This window comes from Streptomyces sp. NPDC021093 (assembly GCF_044333135.1).
Taxonomy (GTDB): Bacteria; Actinomycetota; Actinomycetes; order Streptomycetales; family Streptomycetaceae; genus Streptomyces.
The window spans coordinates 328380-342015 of sequence record NZ_JBIRQJ010000004.1; the positions used below are offsets into that span (position 1 = coordinate 328380).

General features: G+C 71.0%; 15 protein-coding genes. 9 read left to right on the plus strand and 6 right to left on the minus strand.

The features are described from left to right. The first annotated feature begins 2 nt into the window (after positions 1-2). Positions 3-1469 carry a dihydrolipoamide acetyltransferase family protein gene (locus tag ACH4SP_RS13965; protein WP_398414222.1) on the plus strand — a complete coding sequence of 489 codons (1467 nt, stop codon included), beginning with the start codon at positions 3-5 and terminating at the stop codon, positions 1467-1469. Between the two features lie 72 nt (positions 1470-1541). On the opposite strand, the gene ACH4SP_RS13970 is transcribed toward ACH4SP_RS13965, so the two are convergent. After that, positions 1542-1739 carry a hypothetical protein gene (locus ACH4SP_RS13970; RefSeq protein ID WP_398414224.1) on the minus strand — a complete coding sequence of 66 codons (198 nt, stop codon included), beginning with the start codon at positions 1737-1739 and terminating at the stop codon, positions 1542-1544. Between the two features lie 255 nt (positions 1740-1994). On the opposite strand from ACH4SP_RS13970, the gene ACH4SP_RS13975 reads away from it, so the two are divergent. From ACH4SP_RS13975 to ACH4SP_RS13985, 3 genes are all read left to right on the plus strand, one after another. Next, positions 1995-2468 (plus strand): hypothetical protein, encoded by a 474-nt coding sequence (locus ACH4SP_RS13975; RefSeq protein ID WP_398414225.1) that lies wholly within the window; start codon positions 1995-1997, stop codon positions 2466-2468. A 107-nt stretch (positions 2469-2575) separates the two neighbouring features. Beyond that, entirely contained in the window at positions 2576-3217 is a 642-nt protein-coding gene (locus tag ACH4SP_RS13980; RefSeq protein ID WP_398414227.1) for a GntR family transcriptional regulator, read from the plus strand. Continuing rightward, on the plus strand, positions 3214-4521 hold the full coding sequence (locus ACH4SP_RS13985; protein ID WP_398414230.1) for a nitrate/nitrite transporter: 1308 nt from the start codon (positions 3214-3216) through the stop codon (positions 4519-4521). The genes ACH4SP_RS13980 and ACH4SP_RS13985 overlap by 4 nt, the downstream gene beginning before the upstream one ends. A gap of 48 nt (positions 4522-4569) precedes the next feature. Here the strand turns inward: ACH4SP_RS13985 and ACH4SP_RS13990 are convergent, their stop codons facing one another. Next, on the minus strand, positions 4570-5400 hold the full coding sequence (locus tag ACH4SP_RS13990) for a maleylpyruvate isomerase family mycothiol-dependent enzyme (protein WP_398414232.1): 831 nt from the start codon (positions 5398-5400) through the stop codon (positions 4570-4572). 191 nt (positions 5401-5591) lie between these two features. Between ACH4SP_RS13990 and ACH4SP_RS13995 the strand changes: the two genes are divergently transcribed. Then, a complete protein-coding gene (locus tag ACH4SP_RS13995; protein WP_398414234.1) occupies positions 5592-6389 on the plus strand; it encodes a carbon-nitrogen family hydrolase in 798 nt (265 codons plus the stop codon). Positions 6390-6496: 107 nt separating this feature from the next. Here the strand turns inward: ACH4SP_RS13995 and ACH4SP_RS14000 are convergent, their stop codons facing one another. From ACH4SP_RS14000 to ACH4SP_RS14015, 4 genes are all read right to left on the minus strand, one after another. After that, positions 6497-6991, minus strand: a complete 495-nt coding sequence (locus tag ACH4SP_RS14000; RefSeq protein WP_398414236.1) for an LURP-one-related/scramblase family protein — start codon at positions 6989-6991, stop codon at positions 6497-6499. A gap of 31 nt (positions 6992-7022) precedes the next feature. Next, positions 7023-7643 carry an NADPH-dependent F420 reductase gene (locus tag ACH4SP_RS14005; protein ID WP_398414238.1) on the minus strand — a complete coding sequence of 207 codons (621 nt, stop codon included), beginning with the start codon at positions 7641-7643 and terminating at the stop codon, positions 7023-7025. A gap of 94 nt (positions 7644-7737) precedes the next feature. Next, a complete protein-coding gene (locus ACH4SP_RS14010) occupies positions 7738-8625 on the minus strand; it encodes a GNAT family N-acetyltransferase (RefSeq protein WP_398414240.1) in 888 nt (295 codons plus the stop codon). Between the two features lie 41 nt (positions 8626-8666). Then, a complete protein-coding gene (locus ACH4SP_RS14015; RefSeq protein ID WP_398414243.1) occupies positions 8667-9191 on the minus strand; it encodes a GNAT family N-acetyltransferase in 525 nt (174 codons plus the stop codon). 749 nt (positions 9192-9940) lie between these two features. Between ACH4SP_RS14015 and ACH4SP_RS14020 the strand changes: the two genes are divergently transcribed. From ACH4SP_RS14020 to ACH4SP_RS14035, 4 genes are all read left to right on the plus strand, one after another. Further along, on the plus strand, positions 9941-10465 hold the full coding sequence (locus ACH4SP_RS14020; RefSeq protein WP_398414245.1) for a hypothetical protein: 525 nt from the start codon (positions 9941-9943) through the stop codon (positions 10463-10465). Between the two features lie 80 nt (positions 10466-10545). Next, positions 10546-11391, plus strand: coding sequence for a DUF4097 family beta strand repeat-containing protein (locus ACH4SP_RS14025; protein WP_398414247.1), 846 nt, complete (start codon positions 10546-10548; stop codon positions 11389-11391). A gap of 233 nt (positions 11392-11624) precedes the next feature. Then, positions 11625-12785, plus strand: a complete 1161-nt coding sequence (locus ACH4SP_RS14030; RefSeq protein ID WP_398414249.1) for an ATP-binding cassette domain-containing protein — start codon at positions 11625-11627, stop codon at positions 12783-12785. After that, positions 12782-13573 (plus strand): ABC transporter permease, encoded by a 792-nt coding sequence (locus ACH4SP_RS14035; protein ID WP_398414252.1) that lies wholly within the window; start codon positions 12782-12784, stop codon positions 13571-13573. Before ACH4SP_RS14030 ends, ACH4SP_RS14035 begins: the two co-directional genes overlap by 4 nt. Positions 13574-13636: the final 63 nt, after the last annotated feature.

Consider the following 13636-nt stretch of genomic DNA (forward strand, 5'->3'; position numbering starts at 1 on the left):
ACATGACTACTACTGACACTTCTGTTCGCTACCGCGAGTTCAAGCTGCCCGACGTGGGCGAGGGCCTCACCGAGGCCGAGATCCTCAAGTGGTACGTCCAGCCCGGTGACACCGTCACCGACGGCCAGGTCGTGTGCGAGATCGAGACCGCGAAGGCGGCGGTCGAGCTGCCCATTCCGTACGACGGAGTGGTGCACGAGCTGCGTTTCGAGGAGGGCGTGACGGTCGACGTCGGCACCCCGATCATCACGGTCGACGTGGCGCCGGGAACCGCGGCCCCGGAGGCGCCGGCCGCAGCACCGGCCGCGGCCCCGGCCCCCGCCGAGGAGCCGGAGGAGGACGAGGCGTCCAAGGGCCGCCAGCCCGTCCTGGTCGGCTACGGCGTCTCCGAGTCCTCCACCAAGCGGCGGGCCCGCAGGACGGACACGCCCGCGCCGGAGAAGGCGGCCTACTCCGCCGCCGTACAGGCCGAGTTGAACGGCACGTCGACGGCGGCGCAGGCATCGGCGGCGCAGGTATCGGCGGCGACGGCGGCGCAGCCGGTCGAGGACCGTGCGCGGCCCCTCGCCAAGCCCCCCGTCCGCAAGCTGGCCAAGGACCTCGGCGTCGACCTGGCGACGGTCGCCCCGACCGGTCCCGGCGGGGTCGTCACCCGCGAGGACGTGCACGCGGCGGCAACGCCCGTACGCACCGAGCAGGTTGCGGCCCCCGCGGCGCCGCAGCAGGTCACGGCCGATGTTTCACGTGAAACGGCCGCAGCACGGGAAACGCGCATTCCGATCAAGGGAGTGCGCAAGGCGATCGCCTCGGCGATGGTGAACAGCGCGTTCACCGCCCCGCACGTCACCGAGTTCATCACCCTCGACGTGACGCGCACGATGAAGCTCGTGGCGGAGCTCAAGGAGGACCCCGACAAGTACGGGATGGCGGGCCTGCGGGTCAACCCGCTCCTGCTCGTCGCCAAGGCCTTCCTCGTCGCCATCAAGCGCAACCCGGCCGTCAACGCCGCCTGGGACGAGGCGAACCAGGAGATCGTGCAGAAGGGCTATGTGAACCTGGGCATCGCCGCGGCCACTCCGCGCGGACTGATCGTCCCGAACATCAAGGACGCGGGCGCCAAGACCCTGCCCGAACTGGCGTCCGCCCTCGGTGATCTGGTGGCCACCGCACGCGAGGGCAAGACCTCGCCGGCCGCCATGCAGGGCGGCACGGTGACCATCACCAACGTCGGCGTCTTCGGCGTCGACACCGGTACGCCGATCCTCAACCCGGGCGAGTCCGCGATCCTCGCGGTCGGCACGATCAAGCTCCAGCCCTGGGTCCACAAGGGCAAGGTCAAGCCCCGCCAGGTCACCACCCTGGCGCTGGCCTTCGACCACCGCCTGATCGACGGCGAACTCGGCTCCAAGGTGCTGGCCGACACGGCGGCGATCCTGGAACACCCGAAGCGCCTCATCACCTGGGCGTAGCAGGTCAGTTGTCGCACGGAAGGGCCCACACCGCGCGTGCGGTGTGGGCCCTTTTCCGTGGAGGCGCAGTCCTTACGCCTCCGTCCTGATGTGCTTCCCGATCTTGAAGCCGAGTGCGAACCTGCTCGCACACCGGTGCTCGTTCATCAGCGGCCCTATCCGACGCTGCACCGTGCGTACGCTCAGGGCCAGTTCCCGGGAGATCTGTTCGTCCCCCCATCCCCGTGCGAGCAGTTCGACGATCCGGCGCTCCTCGCGGTGGTGCCTCATGACTCGTATCCACCCCCCGTGGACCAGTGGAATCAAGGTCCCAAGTACCCTCCTCCGTCACGCCTGTTGACGGCAAGGCCAATTTCTGGCCCCGGGGTCGGCCGAATGTTTTCCGCCGTTCGGTTCCCGTGTGGCGGGAAGTCGTCAGGGTTGCCGGAGGTGCTTCTGCTGCCCTCGATGCCCCGCTAGCTTCGGTGGTGCAAGACAGTTCCAACGCACACATCCGTAGCAAGAACACACACAGGGGAGAAAAACGTGTTGAAGCTGCGCATAGCCGGGGTTGCTGTTGCCGGTGTCGCGGGTCTCGGGGTTTCCGCCCTGCCCGCCCAGGCCGCCCCCGTCCAGACGGCCCCCGTCCAGACCGCGCCCGCCGCCGCTCGGGCGGCCCAGCCCACGGCGTCCGTGTCCGTGAACGCGAAGGGCATCACCTGTATCGACCTCTACGGCAACAGGAAGCTGGTCGCGACGGGCTGCTTCCAGTCGAACGGCGACGACATCGGGGTCAGGGACCACCGCAAGGACGGACTGCGCGCGGTCGTCACCTGGCGGACCAACTACGGCCGGTCCGGCAAGTGCCAGGAGACGCGCGGTGGGGGGAAGAGCACGATCTGCAACTACAACATGAAGAAGGGGAAGAAGGTCCAGTTCAAGGTCGATGTGCGCAACGGGGCGAACGGCAGGCCCAAGTACTCCTCGGCGTACTCGCCGTGGCTGAGCATCGGCAAGTAGCGGGCAGGCGGTAGCCCGGACCTGATTCCACGTTCCACGAGCAGGAGGCCCGTCCGACATGCGGACGGGCCTCCTCCTTGCACCCCTGTTGTATCTATGCTGTGCGCATGCCTGCCGCACCTCCTGCCGCCGAACGTGTCTACGACCACATCAAGAGGGGTGTCCTCGACCGCAGCTACGAGGGCGGAACGCTCCTCACCGAGGGCCATCTCGCCGAAGCCGTGGGGGTGTCGCGCACCCCGGTCCGCGAAGCGCTCCTGCGCCTTGAGGTCGAAGGACTGATCAAGCTCTACCCGAAGAAGGGCGCCCTGGTCCTCGCCGTCTCCGCGCAGGAGATCGCCGACGTCGTCGAAACCCGGCTGCTGGTCGAGGAGTTCGCCGTGCGCAAGGCCGTACCGGCGTCACCGCGTCTGATCGCCCGCCTCGAAGAACTCCTCGCGGAGCAGCAGCGCCGTGCGCTCGCCGGGGACCTCGCCGAGGTCGCCGTCACCGACCGCTGCTTCCACGCGGAGATCGTCCGCAACGCCGGCAACCAGATCCTGTCCCGCCTCTACGACCAGATGCGCGACCGGCAGCTGCGGATGGGCGTCGCCGTGATGGAGGCGCACCCGGACCGCATCGCGCTCAACATCGCCGAGCACGCCGAGATGCTGGACGCCATCAGGACGGGCGACGCGGACGCCGCCGCGGCCTGTGTGCGCCGGCACGTCAGCCGGGTCAAGGTGCTGGTCAGGGGTGACGACCGATGAGCAAGTCACCGGCGATGCCACGGCTGCACGGTGATCCGCCCGGCGGCCGCAGGGCCCTCGCCGTCTGGTCGATCGGCGTGGCCGTCTACTTCGTCGCCGTCACCTTCCGCACCAGCCTGGGCGTCGCGGGCCTGGACGCCGCCGACCGCTTTCAGGTCAACGCCTCCGCCCTCTCCACCTTCTCGATCCTCCAGCTGCTCGTGTACGCGGGCATGCAGATACCCGTCGGCCTGATGGTCGACCGGCTCGGCACCAAGAAGGTCCTGGCGCTCGGCGCCGTCCTGTTCACCGTCGGCCAGGTGGGCTTCGCGCTCTCGCCGACGTACGGCACGGCACTCGTCTCCCGCGCGCTGCTCGGCTGCGGCGACGCGATGACGTTCATCAGCGTGCTGCGGCTCGGCACCCGCTGGTTCCCGGCCCGGCGCGGGCCGATGATCGCGCAGGTCGCGGCCCTGTTCGGGATGGCGGGCAACCTCGTCTCGACGCTGGTCATCGCCCGGGCGCTGCACGGGTACGGCTGGACCGCGACCTTCGTGGGCAGTGCGGCGGCGGGCGTGGTCGTCCTCGTACTGACCCTCGTACTGCTGAAGGACCACCCCGAGGGGTACGAGCCGCCCGCCGCCCCGCGCGGGGGCGCCACCTTCGTGCGCCGGCAGATCGCGGCGGCGTGGCGGGAGCCCGGGACGCGGCTCGGGATGTGGGTGCACTTCACGACGCAGTTCCCGGCGATGGTGTTCCTGCTGCTGTGGGGGATGCCGTTCCTGGTGGAGGCGCAGGGGATGTCGCGGGCGGCGGCCGGTGAGCTGCTGACGCTGGTGGTGCTCTCCAACATGGCCATCGGGCTGGTGTACGGGCAGGTCATCGCGCGGCATCACGCCGCGCGCGTGCCGCTCGCGCTGGGCACGGTCGCGGCGACCGCCGTGCTGTGGGGGGCCACGATCGCCTACCCGGCGCCGCACGTGCCGATGTGGCTGCTGGTCACGCTGTGCGTGGTGCTCGGGGCGTGCGGTCCCGCTTCGATGATCGGCTTCGACTTCGCGCGGCCCGCGAACCCGCCGGAGCGGCAGGGCACGGCTTCCGGCATCGTCAACATGGGCGGCTTCGTCGCCTCCATGACGACCCTGTTCGCGGTGGGCGTGCTGCTGGACGCCACCGGCGACAACTACCGCATGGCGTTCGCCTCGGTGTTCGTGCTGGAGGCGGTGGGGCTGACCCAGATCCTGCGGCTGCGCAACCGGACGGCACGGCGCGAGCGGGAGCACCTGGTGGCGAGCCGGGTGGAGGCTGTGCACGTACCTGCGTGAGGGGGCCCCGCGTGAGCGTGTTTCACGTGAAACGTCGCCACGTCGCTCCTACGGCGTGACGGCGAAGTTCCGCAGGATCGCGTCGGCCAGGTCCTGGTCGCCCTCGATCTTGACCCGGTCGGCCACCGCCGCGTACCGCACCCGGCCGCAGGCCAGCCGGTAGAAGGTCTCCCAGTCGAGCGCGATCGTGACGAGCGGGCCGAGCGAGGGGGTGCCGTCCACACTGCCCTGGCCGCGGTCGTCGACGCGGACCGTGCGCAGGAACTCGACCGGGCCGTGGACGTCGAAGACGACTGCCGAGTTCGTGGGCGCGCCCGCGTCCTTGGCGACGACCTTGGGCAGGTTGCGCAGCAGGAAGTCGCGGGTGATGTACGCGCCGGGGGAGTCCAGGTTGCCGGGCTGCTGGAGGGTGGTGCGGAGGTCCTGCTCGTGCACCCACACGTCGAACGCCCGCATCCACAGGGTCATTTCGAGGGTCATCTCGCGCCCGGCGAGCACCGAGCGGATCACGGTGTCGGGGGACCGGGTCTCGTTCCGCAGCTGGCGGTTGCGGCGGATGATCGTGTACTCCAGCTCCGAGGTCATCTCCGGCGCCGTGTGGTGGCGTCGTACGTCGACCTGCACCTCCATGTACCGGGCCAGGTCGGAGGTGATGTGGAACAGGTCGCTCGGCAGCGAGTGGATCGGACGGGGGTCGCCGAGCATCTCGCACTCGGCACCGATGACATGGGAGACCATGTCGCGCACCGACCAGCCGGGGCACGGCGTACGGCGGTTCCACTCGCCCTCGACGAGCGGCTTCACCAGCTCGGATATCGCCTCGATGGAGTGCGACCAGGCGTCGGCGTAGGTCTGCAGGCTGAGATGGTGGACGGTCACGGGACCCCTCGGGCGGTTCAGTGGCGGCGGCGCGGGCGGTGCGGCTGGGTTGCCGTGCGTGCGTGCGGGCAGGTGCGTTCCGGGTGACGGACTTGGACGCTAAGTTACGCTGCCCGAAGGCACCCCGGCAGTGCTTTCGTGTGACGATCGTAGGCCCGTGTTGACGGCTCGAATGCCAGGACGGTGGTAGTGTGCGCGCCTCTCTGCTCCAGATCGATGTAAAAGACGAGGAATCGGTCAATTCCCGTAGGGAGCGGGCTGCTTCGCTGGTGCGGGAGCAACGGGGCAGCGACCTCGTGGTGCTCCCCGAGCTGTGGCCGACCGGTGCCTGGGGGTACGAGGGTTTCGCCGACGAGGCGGAGCCGCTGGAGGGCCCGACGTACGAGGTGATGGCGAAGGCGGCGCGGGACGCCGGGGTCTGGCTGCACGCCGGATCGTTCGTCGAGCGCGACCCGGAGGGGCCCCTCTTCAACACCTCCCTCGTCTTCTCCCCCGCGGGCGAACTCGCCGCCGCGTACCGGAAGATCCACCGGTTCGGCTTCGACGAGGGCGAGGCGGTGCTGATGGGCGCGGGCGGCGAACTGGTCACCGTCCGCACGCCGGACCTGCACCTGGGCCTGGCCACCTGCTACGACCTGCGCTTCCCCGAGCTCTTCCGCGGACTGGTCGACCGGGGCGCGGACACCTTCGTCGTCCCCGCGGGGTGGCCGGCCAGGCGGCGCGGGCACTGGACGCTGCTGGCCCGCGCGCGGGCCGTCGAGAACCAGGCGTACGTCCTGGCCTGCGGCACCGCGGGGACGCACGCCGGTGTCGAGCAGGCCGGGTTCAGCATCGTCGTCGACCCGTGGGGCGAGGTGCTGGCCGAGGCGGGGGCGGGCGAGGAGGTCCTGGTCGTGGACCTCGACCCGGCGCGTCCCGCGGTCACCCGGGAACAGTTCCCGGCGCTCAAGGACCGGCTGCTCGGGCTGGCGGAACCGCGTCGGCCGTAGGCGGACAGGGGGGGGGGGGGCGAGGGCAAGAGAGGGTACGGGCGGGGCTCCGGAACCCCGCCCCCGGCCTCGCCCCCGGCCGACCGGCCCGGTCGGTGCCGGCCGGGTCAGTCCCCGTCCCGCTCCTTCTCCGCCATGCGGATCACGCAGACCGCGACCGCGATGAGCAGGGGCGCGTCCGTGTCCTCCCGTACGACATTGACGGCGTACGTGTCGCGCACCCGGAACCACTTCTTCGAGATGTGCGCCAGGAGTTCGCCGTCGTACTCGATGGCGAACTCCCGGTCCAGCACCCGCCCGCTCACATCGAGTTCGGTGCCTTCGTTGAGCGTGACGCGGTAGTGGTTGCGGATCAGCGACAGCCGCTTCTTGCGTACGGTCGCGAGGGTCTCGCCGTCCCTTTCGAGCCGCATCGCGTCCCGCCAGCTGAGCATCTTCTCCTTGAGCGTGATCAGCACCCGCCCGCCGGGGTCCTTGATCTCCAGGGTGTCCCGGAGCCGGAGGGCCTTGCCGTCGACGAGGAAGGCGTGCTGCCCCTTCTCGTCCTCGATCCAGTAGTCGTCGCCGAGGGAGAAGAGCTTGTCGCGTACGAGGAATTTCATGACATGACGACTACCCGCACCCGGGGCCGTGTCACGCGCGCTGCGGCACGACCTTGATGTTGAAGCCGAAGCTGCCGGTGGTGAGTGCGATGCCGATGAACAGCAGCGCGTAGTGCTCCTGGCCGCGGGCGGTCCGTATCCCGCCGAGGTCAAGCTGGTACGACTCCGGCCAGCCGAGGTCGCCGAGGAGCTGTCCGACGGTCTGCTTGGCGGCCCAGTCGTCCCCGGACAGGAACACGGTGCTGGGTCCTTCGAGCCCCGTCGGGTTCACCATCGCCGTCGAGTCCATCGTGCAGAGTGTCTTGACGACGTGGGTGTACGGGAACTCCTCCTGGATCAGCTCGCCGAGGCTGGTGCCCGGGTGCGTGAGCGTCCAGTCCTCGTTGAACCCGATCGCGATGTCCAGCAGGACCTTGTCCGCGAGGGCGTCCGCGCCGATGCGGCGCAGGAGGGGTAACGAAACATCCCCCGGGGTCGCGTTGACGATCACTTCGCCGTGCGCGACGGCTTTTGCGTGGGTGACGAAGGTGAGGCCGGGGCCCGTCCTCCCGTCGGGTTCGCGCGAACCCAGCAGTACGTCGTGTCCCGTGTCGACGAGCTCGGTCGCGATTGTCCGTGCCACGTTTCCTGTTCCGAGAATTCCGATTCGCATACGGGAAACGTAGGCGGGCCGGTGCGGGCCACGGATCGGTCGTGCGGTCCGGGCCCCTGGTCCTTTGGCCGTAGTCCGCCGGGCTGCCGAGGGCTCAATTCAGGCCGTGGTCGCGGAGTTCGGGGTCGGTCCCGGCCGGCTGGAGGGGCAGGCCGCCCTTGGCGGCGGTCAGTTCGGAGACGGTGCCCTCGGTGGTGTCCTTGAGGACGACGGCGTGCGTGAAGGCGTTCCGGTTCCGCTCCGTGCCGGAGCCGGGGAGCGCGTACGTACGGAAGGCCGACAGGGGCAGGACGGTCACGCCCGGCAGGGCGCCGCGCCGCGACTCGGCGGCGGCGAGCCCGGTCTCCGTACCGTCGGCGGCGATGACGTACACGTGCGCGTCGTGGCCACAGCGCGCGGTCGGCACTTCCCGGCGGGCCCGCGGGCCGGACAGGACGAGGCCGACGACGCGGGGGTCGGCCTCCGCGCGCAGGCGGAAGGCCTCGAACTCAGGGGTGGCGGCGGCTGGGCTGTGGCGTGCGTACGTCAGCCCCGGGCGGCCGTCGAAGTCCGCCCGGCCCGTCGGGACGAAGCCGGTGCGGGAGAGGACCGTGCGGGAGGCCGCGTTGTCGAGGGTGGTCTCGGCGCGGAGGGTGTGGAGGCCGTACCGGGTGGCCGCGAGGGAGCAGAGGGTGCGGACGGTGGCGGTGGCGAGGCCCCGGCCGGTGGCCTTCTCGGCGAGGCGGTAGCCGAGTTCGGCTTCGCCGTCGGCGAGGTCGACGAGGTTGAACCGGCCCAGGATCTCGTGGCCGGAGACCAGCACGTGGAAGGCGATCGCGCCGGTGGCCTGTTCGGCGAGCAGTGCCTCGTGCCGGGCGTCGAAGTCGGCGAAGTAGGCATCGCCCCGGTCGGGGACTGACCCGGCGAAGAAGTCCCGGTTCGCGCGCTCGAAGGCGAGGAGGGCGGGGGCGTGTTCGGCGCGCAGACGCTGGAGCTCGGGCATGGGACGGGGCCTCAGGGGGCGGTCGGGCATGGCGTGGGGCCTCAGGGGGCGGTCGGGCATGGAGTGGGGCCTCCGGGTGCGGTGCGGAAGGCGGTCAGGCCGGGGGCTAGTTCCAGGCCGGTCCACGGGGTGAGGCCGGCCTTCTCCAGGACGCGGGAGGAGGCGGGGTTGTCGAGCGACACCTTCGCGTAGACGGTGTGGACGCCGGGGGCGGTGAGCGCGTGGGTCACGAGAGCGCGGGCCGCCTCGCTGGCGTAGCCCCGGCGGCGGCGGGACGGGGTGACTCCGTACCCGAACTCGACCTTCCCGTCCGTCTGCGGCCAGAACAGGCCGATGGCGCCCACCACTTGACCCGATTCGCGCTCGATCATCTGGCGGTGGCCGTACTCGCCGTACCAGGCGGGGTTCTCCGCGAAGAACCCCGCACGCGCCTTGTCGCCCTCGCCGGGGAAGTCCTCGGCCCACTGCGGGAGACGCTCCCCGGTGCCCATCGCCTCGATCTCCTCGGGGGTCCAGGCGCGGAGGAGGAGACGGTCGGTGGTCAGGTCGGGGATGGCGTGGGACAAGGGAGGACTCCTGGTGACAGGGCTGCGAGGGGTGGCGGCGGGGGCGCGGGCGGGGGCGCGGGCCGGGCTGGTGCGGTACGGATCCTGGCGCCGGACCGCCCGAACCTTTGCAGAGGGGCGGTGCGGGGGCAAGGGAGTTTCGGCGGGACGGCGGGACAGCGGGACGGTGGCCGGTGGTCCTGGCTGGCGCGCCTTGGGGGCGAGGCGGGGGTACGTGGTGCTGGGTGCACGGCGCGCGGCGTGCGGCGGGCGGCGCGCTGTGCACGGTGTCCGGTGTCCGGCGGGTCGGCGTCCATCCGGTGATGCTCGGCGGACCGAAGTCCAAGAGGCAGCGCTCAGCGGTCGGCGGTCGGCGGTCGGCGGTCGGCGTTCGGCGGACCGGCGCCTGGCGGGTGGTGCCCGGTGGGCGGTGTCCAGCGGGATGGCGCCCACCCGGCGGTGCCGGGGGACGGAGTCCAGGACGCGGTGTTCAGCGGACGGTGTCCAGGAAGCCGTGCCCAGCGGGCCAGCACCCCGCCACCCGGCAGCCTGTGCCCCGCCGCCCGCCGCCCGCCGCCAGGCGATGGTGCACCGACCCCGTTCGAGTGGTGCCATGGTGGTGTCATCGTGGCGTGGAGGTAGGCCATTTTGTTGTCGGGGCGGCGCCAAGGCGTGTCAATTTGGAGGAGAAGGGCCAGGTCAGCGTGGTGTGTGCCAAGAGGGAGGCACTCTGGCTCGCCATGGTGCATTGGATGTGCCATGATGGCACCATGGACCTTACGCCCTACGTCGACAACCTCCGGCACGAGCTGGCCGTCGCCGCGGACGCCGGCGGCGACGACGCCCGCGCCCTCGCCGAGCGGCTGACCGCCCCCCTGGAGTCCGCCGCCCGCCTGACCCTGCTCAACGCGCTGTCCGCAGCCATGGGCGAGGTCACGCGGGAGCTGGCGCCGGGCTCGGTCGACGTGCGGCTGCGCGGACTCGACCCGGAGTTCGTGGTGACGGCGCCGCCCGCAGCGGAGCCGTTCCAGGAGGTAAGGGAGCCGGCCGCGGCCCCCGCCGCCGCCTCGCCGCTGCCGCCCGCGGACGCCGACGACAGCGCCACGGCGCGGATCAACTTCCGCCTCCCCGCCCACCTCAAGGCCCACGCCGAGAGCGCCGCGAGCCGAGAGGGCCTGTCTGTCAACGCGTGGTTGGTGCGCGCCGTGTCGGCCGCGGTCGAGGGCGACGTCCGGCCGCGTACGGCCCAGAAGACCCAGACCGTCGGACAGACCATCACGGGCTGGATGCGCTAGCCGCGCCCCGTCCGCACCCCTTCACCGAACCACGCCCCACCAGCGGGGAAGTACCAACGACTCAAGAGGACGGGACAGCCATGCCTTCTTTCGACACTCCCGAACCGATCTCGGTCACGGCGCACGTGGGGGCCGGTTCCATCCGGTTCACCGCGAGCGACCGGTCCGACACCGTCGTCGAGGTCCTGCCCGGCGACGCGAAGAAGGACAAGAAGAACGTGCGGGCCGCCGAGCAGACCGAGGTCTCGTACGTGCGGGGCGTCCTGACCATCAGGACGAAGGAGCGCTACCTGATCGGGCCCACCGGCGCCGTCGACGTGGCGGTCGAACTGCCCCTCGGCTCGCGCGTCGAGGTGACCGGCTCCTGGGTCCAGCTGCTCGGCGAGGGGCAGCTTGGTGAGGTCCGGGTGAAGACCTCGGCGGGCGACGTCCGCCTCGACTCCACGGGTCCGCTGGACCTGACCGCCTCCCACGGCTCGATCACCGTGGAGCGCGTCGAGGGCAAGGCCGAGATCACCACCAGCTCCGGCAGCCTGCGCGTCGGCCTCGTCGAGGGCCCCGCCGTCCTGAAGAACTCGCACGGCAGCACGCATGTCGGCGCCGCCATCGGCGACCTGCGGGTGAGCGGCGCCAACGGCGACATCGACATCGTGCGCGCCGAGGGCTCGGTCACCGCGACCACCGCCCACGGCACCCTGCGCGTCGGCGAAGTCGTCCGCGGCACCGTCCAGTTGGAGACCGGTTACGGCGCCATCGAGGTCGGTGTCCGCGAGGGCACGGCCGCCTGGCTCGACGTCAGCTCCGAGAAGGGGCAGGCGCGCAACACGCTCACCGCGTCCGGGGCACCGGGGGAGTCCGAGGAGACCGTCAAGGTCCGCGCCCGTACCCGCTGGGGCAACATCGACGTCCGCCGCGCCAGGGCCTGAGCGCGCCGGGCGGGTCCGGCACCTGCACCCGCCTGCGGCATGAGCGTGCCGGCCCGGCCCGGCCCGGCTCGGCACCCGAATCCGCCCGGCTCGGCACCCGTATCCGCCCGAGTCTGAGCGCGCCGGCCCGGCGCCCGCGCCCCGACACCTCCGCTCCTTCCGGGCTTCTTCCCGCTTCTTCCCGGCCACTTCGGCCCACATCGGCCCACTTCAGCCTTCTCATGGAGGGTTCCATGTCTTCTTCTGTCATGTCCACGTCCATTCAAGGTGACGTCCGTTCCGCGCAGACCGCCGTCTCCGCGGTCGGGCTGCGCAAGTCCTACGGCGACAAGACCGTCCTCGACGGCATCGATCTGCGCATCCCGGCCGGGACCGTGTTCGCGCTGCTCGGCCCGAACGGCGCGGGCAAGACCACCGCCGTGAAGATCCTCTCCACGCTCATCACCGCCGACGGCGGGCAGGCCCAGGTCGCGGGCCACGACCTCACCACCGACCCCCAGGCCGTACGGGCCGCGATCGGAGTCACCGGGCAGTTCTCCGCCGTCGACGGCCTGATCACCGGCGAGGAGAACATGCTCCTCATGGCGGACCTGCACCACCTCTCCCGCCGCGCGGGCCGCCGCAGCGCCGCCGAACTCCTGGAGCGCTTCGACCTGGTCGAGGCCGCGAAGAAGCCCGCCTCCACGTACTCCGGCGGCATGAAGCGCCGTCTCGACCTCGCCATGACGCTGGTCGGCAATCCGCGGATCATCTTCCTCGACGAGCCGACCACCGGCCTCGACCCGCGCAGCCGCCACAACATGTGGCAGATCATCCGCGAGCTGGTCTCCGGCGGCGTCACCGTCTTCCTCACCACCCAGTACCTGGAGGAGGCCGACCAACTCGCCGACCGCATCGCGGTGCTGAGCGACGGGAAGATCGCGGCCGAAGGGACCGCCGACGAGCTGAAGCGGCTCATCCCCGGCGGTCACGTACGGCTCCGCTTCACCGACCCGGTCGCCTACCGGTCCGCAGCGGCCGCCCTGCACGAGGCCACCGGGGACGACGAGGCGATGTCGCTGCAGATCTCCAGCGACGGCAGCCAGCGCGAGCTGCGCGCCCTCCTCGACCGGCTGGACTCGGCCGGTATCGAGGCGGACGAGCTGACCGTGCACACCCCCGACCTCGACGACGTGTTCTTCGCCCTGACCAGCGGCACCGGCCGCTCCGCGACCGACCGGCCCGCGACGCACCAGTCCCAGAACCAGCCCCAGAACCAGTCCCAGAACCAGTCCCAGAACCAGCCCCAGAACCAGCCCCAGAACCAGTCCCAGAACCAGTCCCAGACCCAGGCCAAGACCCAGTCCCAGAACCAGACCCAGTCCCAGACCCAGGCCAAGGAGGCCGTCCGATGAGCGCCCTCTCCCTCGCCGCACGCGATTCGTCCACGATGCTCCGCCGCAACCTCCTGCACGCCAGGCGCTACCCGTCCCTCACCCTGAACCTGCTGCTCACGCCGGTCGTCATGCTGCTGCTCTTCGTCTACATCTTCGGAGACGTGATGAGCGCCGGCATCGGCGGCGTCGGTGCCGACCGCTCCGACTACATCGCGTACATCGTCCCGGGCATCCTGATGCTGACCATCGGCTCCACCGTGATGGGGACCGCCGTGTCCGTCTCCACGGACATGGCCGAGGGCCTCATCGCCCGCTTCCGCACGATGGCGATCCACCGCAGTTCCGTGATCATCGGGCACGTCGTCGGCAGCGTCCTGCAGGTGCTCGCCAGCCTGCTCTTCGTCGGCGCCGTCGGCGTGGCCATCGGCTTCCGGTCCGTGGATGCCACGGCTCTGGAGTGGCTGGCGGCGTTCGGGCTGCTCGCGCTCTTCGCCCTGGCGCTCACCTGGATCGCGGTCGGGATGGGCATGTCCAGCCCGAACGCGGAGGCGGCCAGCAACAAGGGGATGCCGCTGGTCCTCCTCCCGTTCCTTTCCAGCGCCTTCATCCCGGCCGGGACGATGCCGGGCTGGTTCCAGCCGATCGCCGAGTACCAGCCGTTCACACCCGCCATCGAGACCCTGCGCGGCCTGCTGCTCGGCACCGAGATCGGCAACAACGGGTGGATCGCCATCGCCTGGTGCCTCGGCCTGTCCGTACTCGGCTACTGCTGGACGGCGTCGCTGTTCAACCGCGACCCGAAGTAGCCGGACGGAGCGCACGACCGGCCACCCCGCGAGCGCACCACCCGCCACCCTGCGGCAAGCCAC

Excerpts from the sequence above, each read along its gene's own strand:
- ACH4SP_RS13965 (WP_398414222.1), top strand. The coding sequence starts at position 3 with ATGACTACTACTGACACTTCTGTTCGCTACCGCGAGTTCAAGCTGCCC.
- ACH4SP_RS13970 (WP_398414224.1), bottom strand. The coding sequence starts at position 1,739 with ATGAGGCACCACCGCGAGGAGCGCCGGATCGTCGAACTGCTCGCACGG.
- ACH4SP_RS13980 (WP_398414227.1), top strand. The coding sequence starts at position 2,576 with ATGCCTGCCGCACCTCCTGCCGCCGAACGTGTCTACGACCACATCAAG.
- ACH4SP_RS13985 (WP_398414230.1), top strand. The coding sequence starts at position 3,214 with ATGAGCAAGTCACCGGCGATGCCACGGCTGCACGGTGATCCGCCCGGC.
- ACH4SP_RS14000 (WP_398414236.1), bottom strand. The coding sequence starts at position 6,991 with ATGAAATTCCTCGTACGCGACAAGCTCTTCTCCCTCGGCGACGACTAC.
- ACH4SP_RS14005 (WP_398414238.1), bottom strand. The coding sequence starts at position 7,643 with ATGCGAATCGGAATTCTCGGAACAGGAAACGTGGCACGGACAATCGCG.
- ACH4SP_RS14010 (WP_398414240.1), bottom strand. The coding sequence starts at position 8,625 with ATGCCCGAGCTCCAGCGTCTGCGCGCCGAACACGCCCCCGCCCTCCTC.
- ACH4SP_RS14020 (WP_398414245.1), top strand. The coding sequence starts at position 9,941 with ATGGACCTTACGCCCTACGTCGACAACCTCCGGCACGAGCTGGCCGTC.
- ACH4SP_RS14025 (WP_398414247.1), top strand. The coding sequence starts at position 10,546 with ATGCCTTCTTTCGACACTCCCGAACCGATCTCGGTCACGGCGCACGTG.
- ACH4SP_RS14030 (WP_398414249.1), top strand. The coding sequence starts at position 11,625 with ATGTCTTCTTCTGTCATGTCCACGTCCATTCAAGGTGACGTCCGTTCC.
- ACH4SP_RS14035 (WP_398414252.1), top strand. The coding sequence starts at position 12,782 with ATGAGCGCCCTCTCCCTCGCCGCACGCGATTCGTCCACGATGCTCCGC.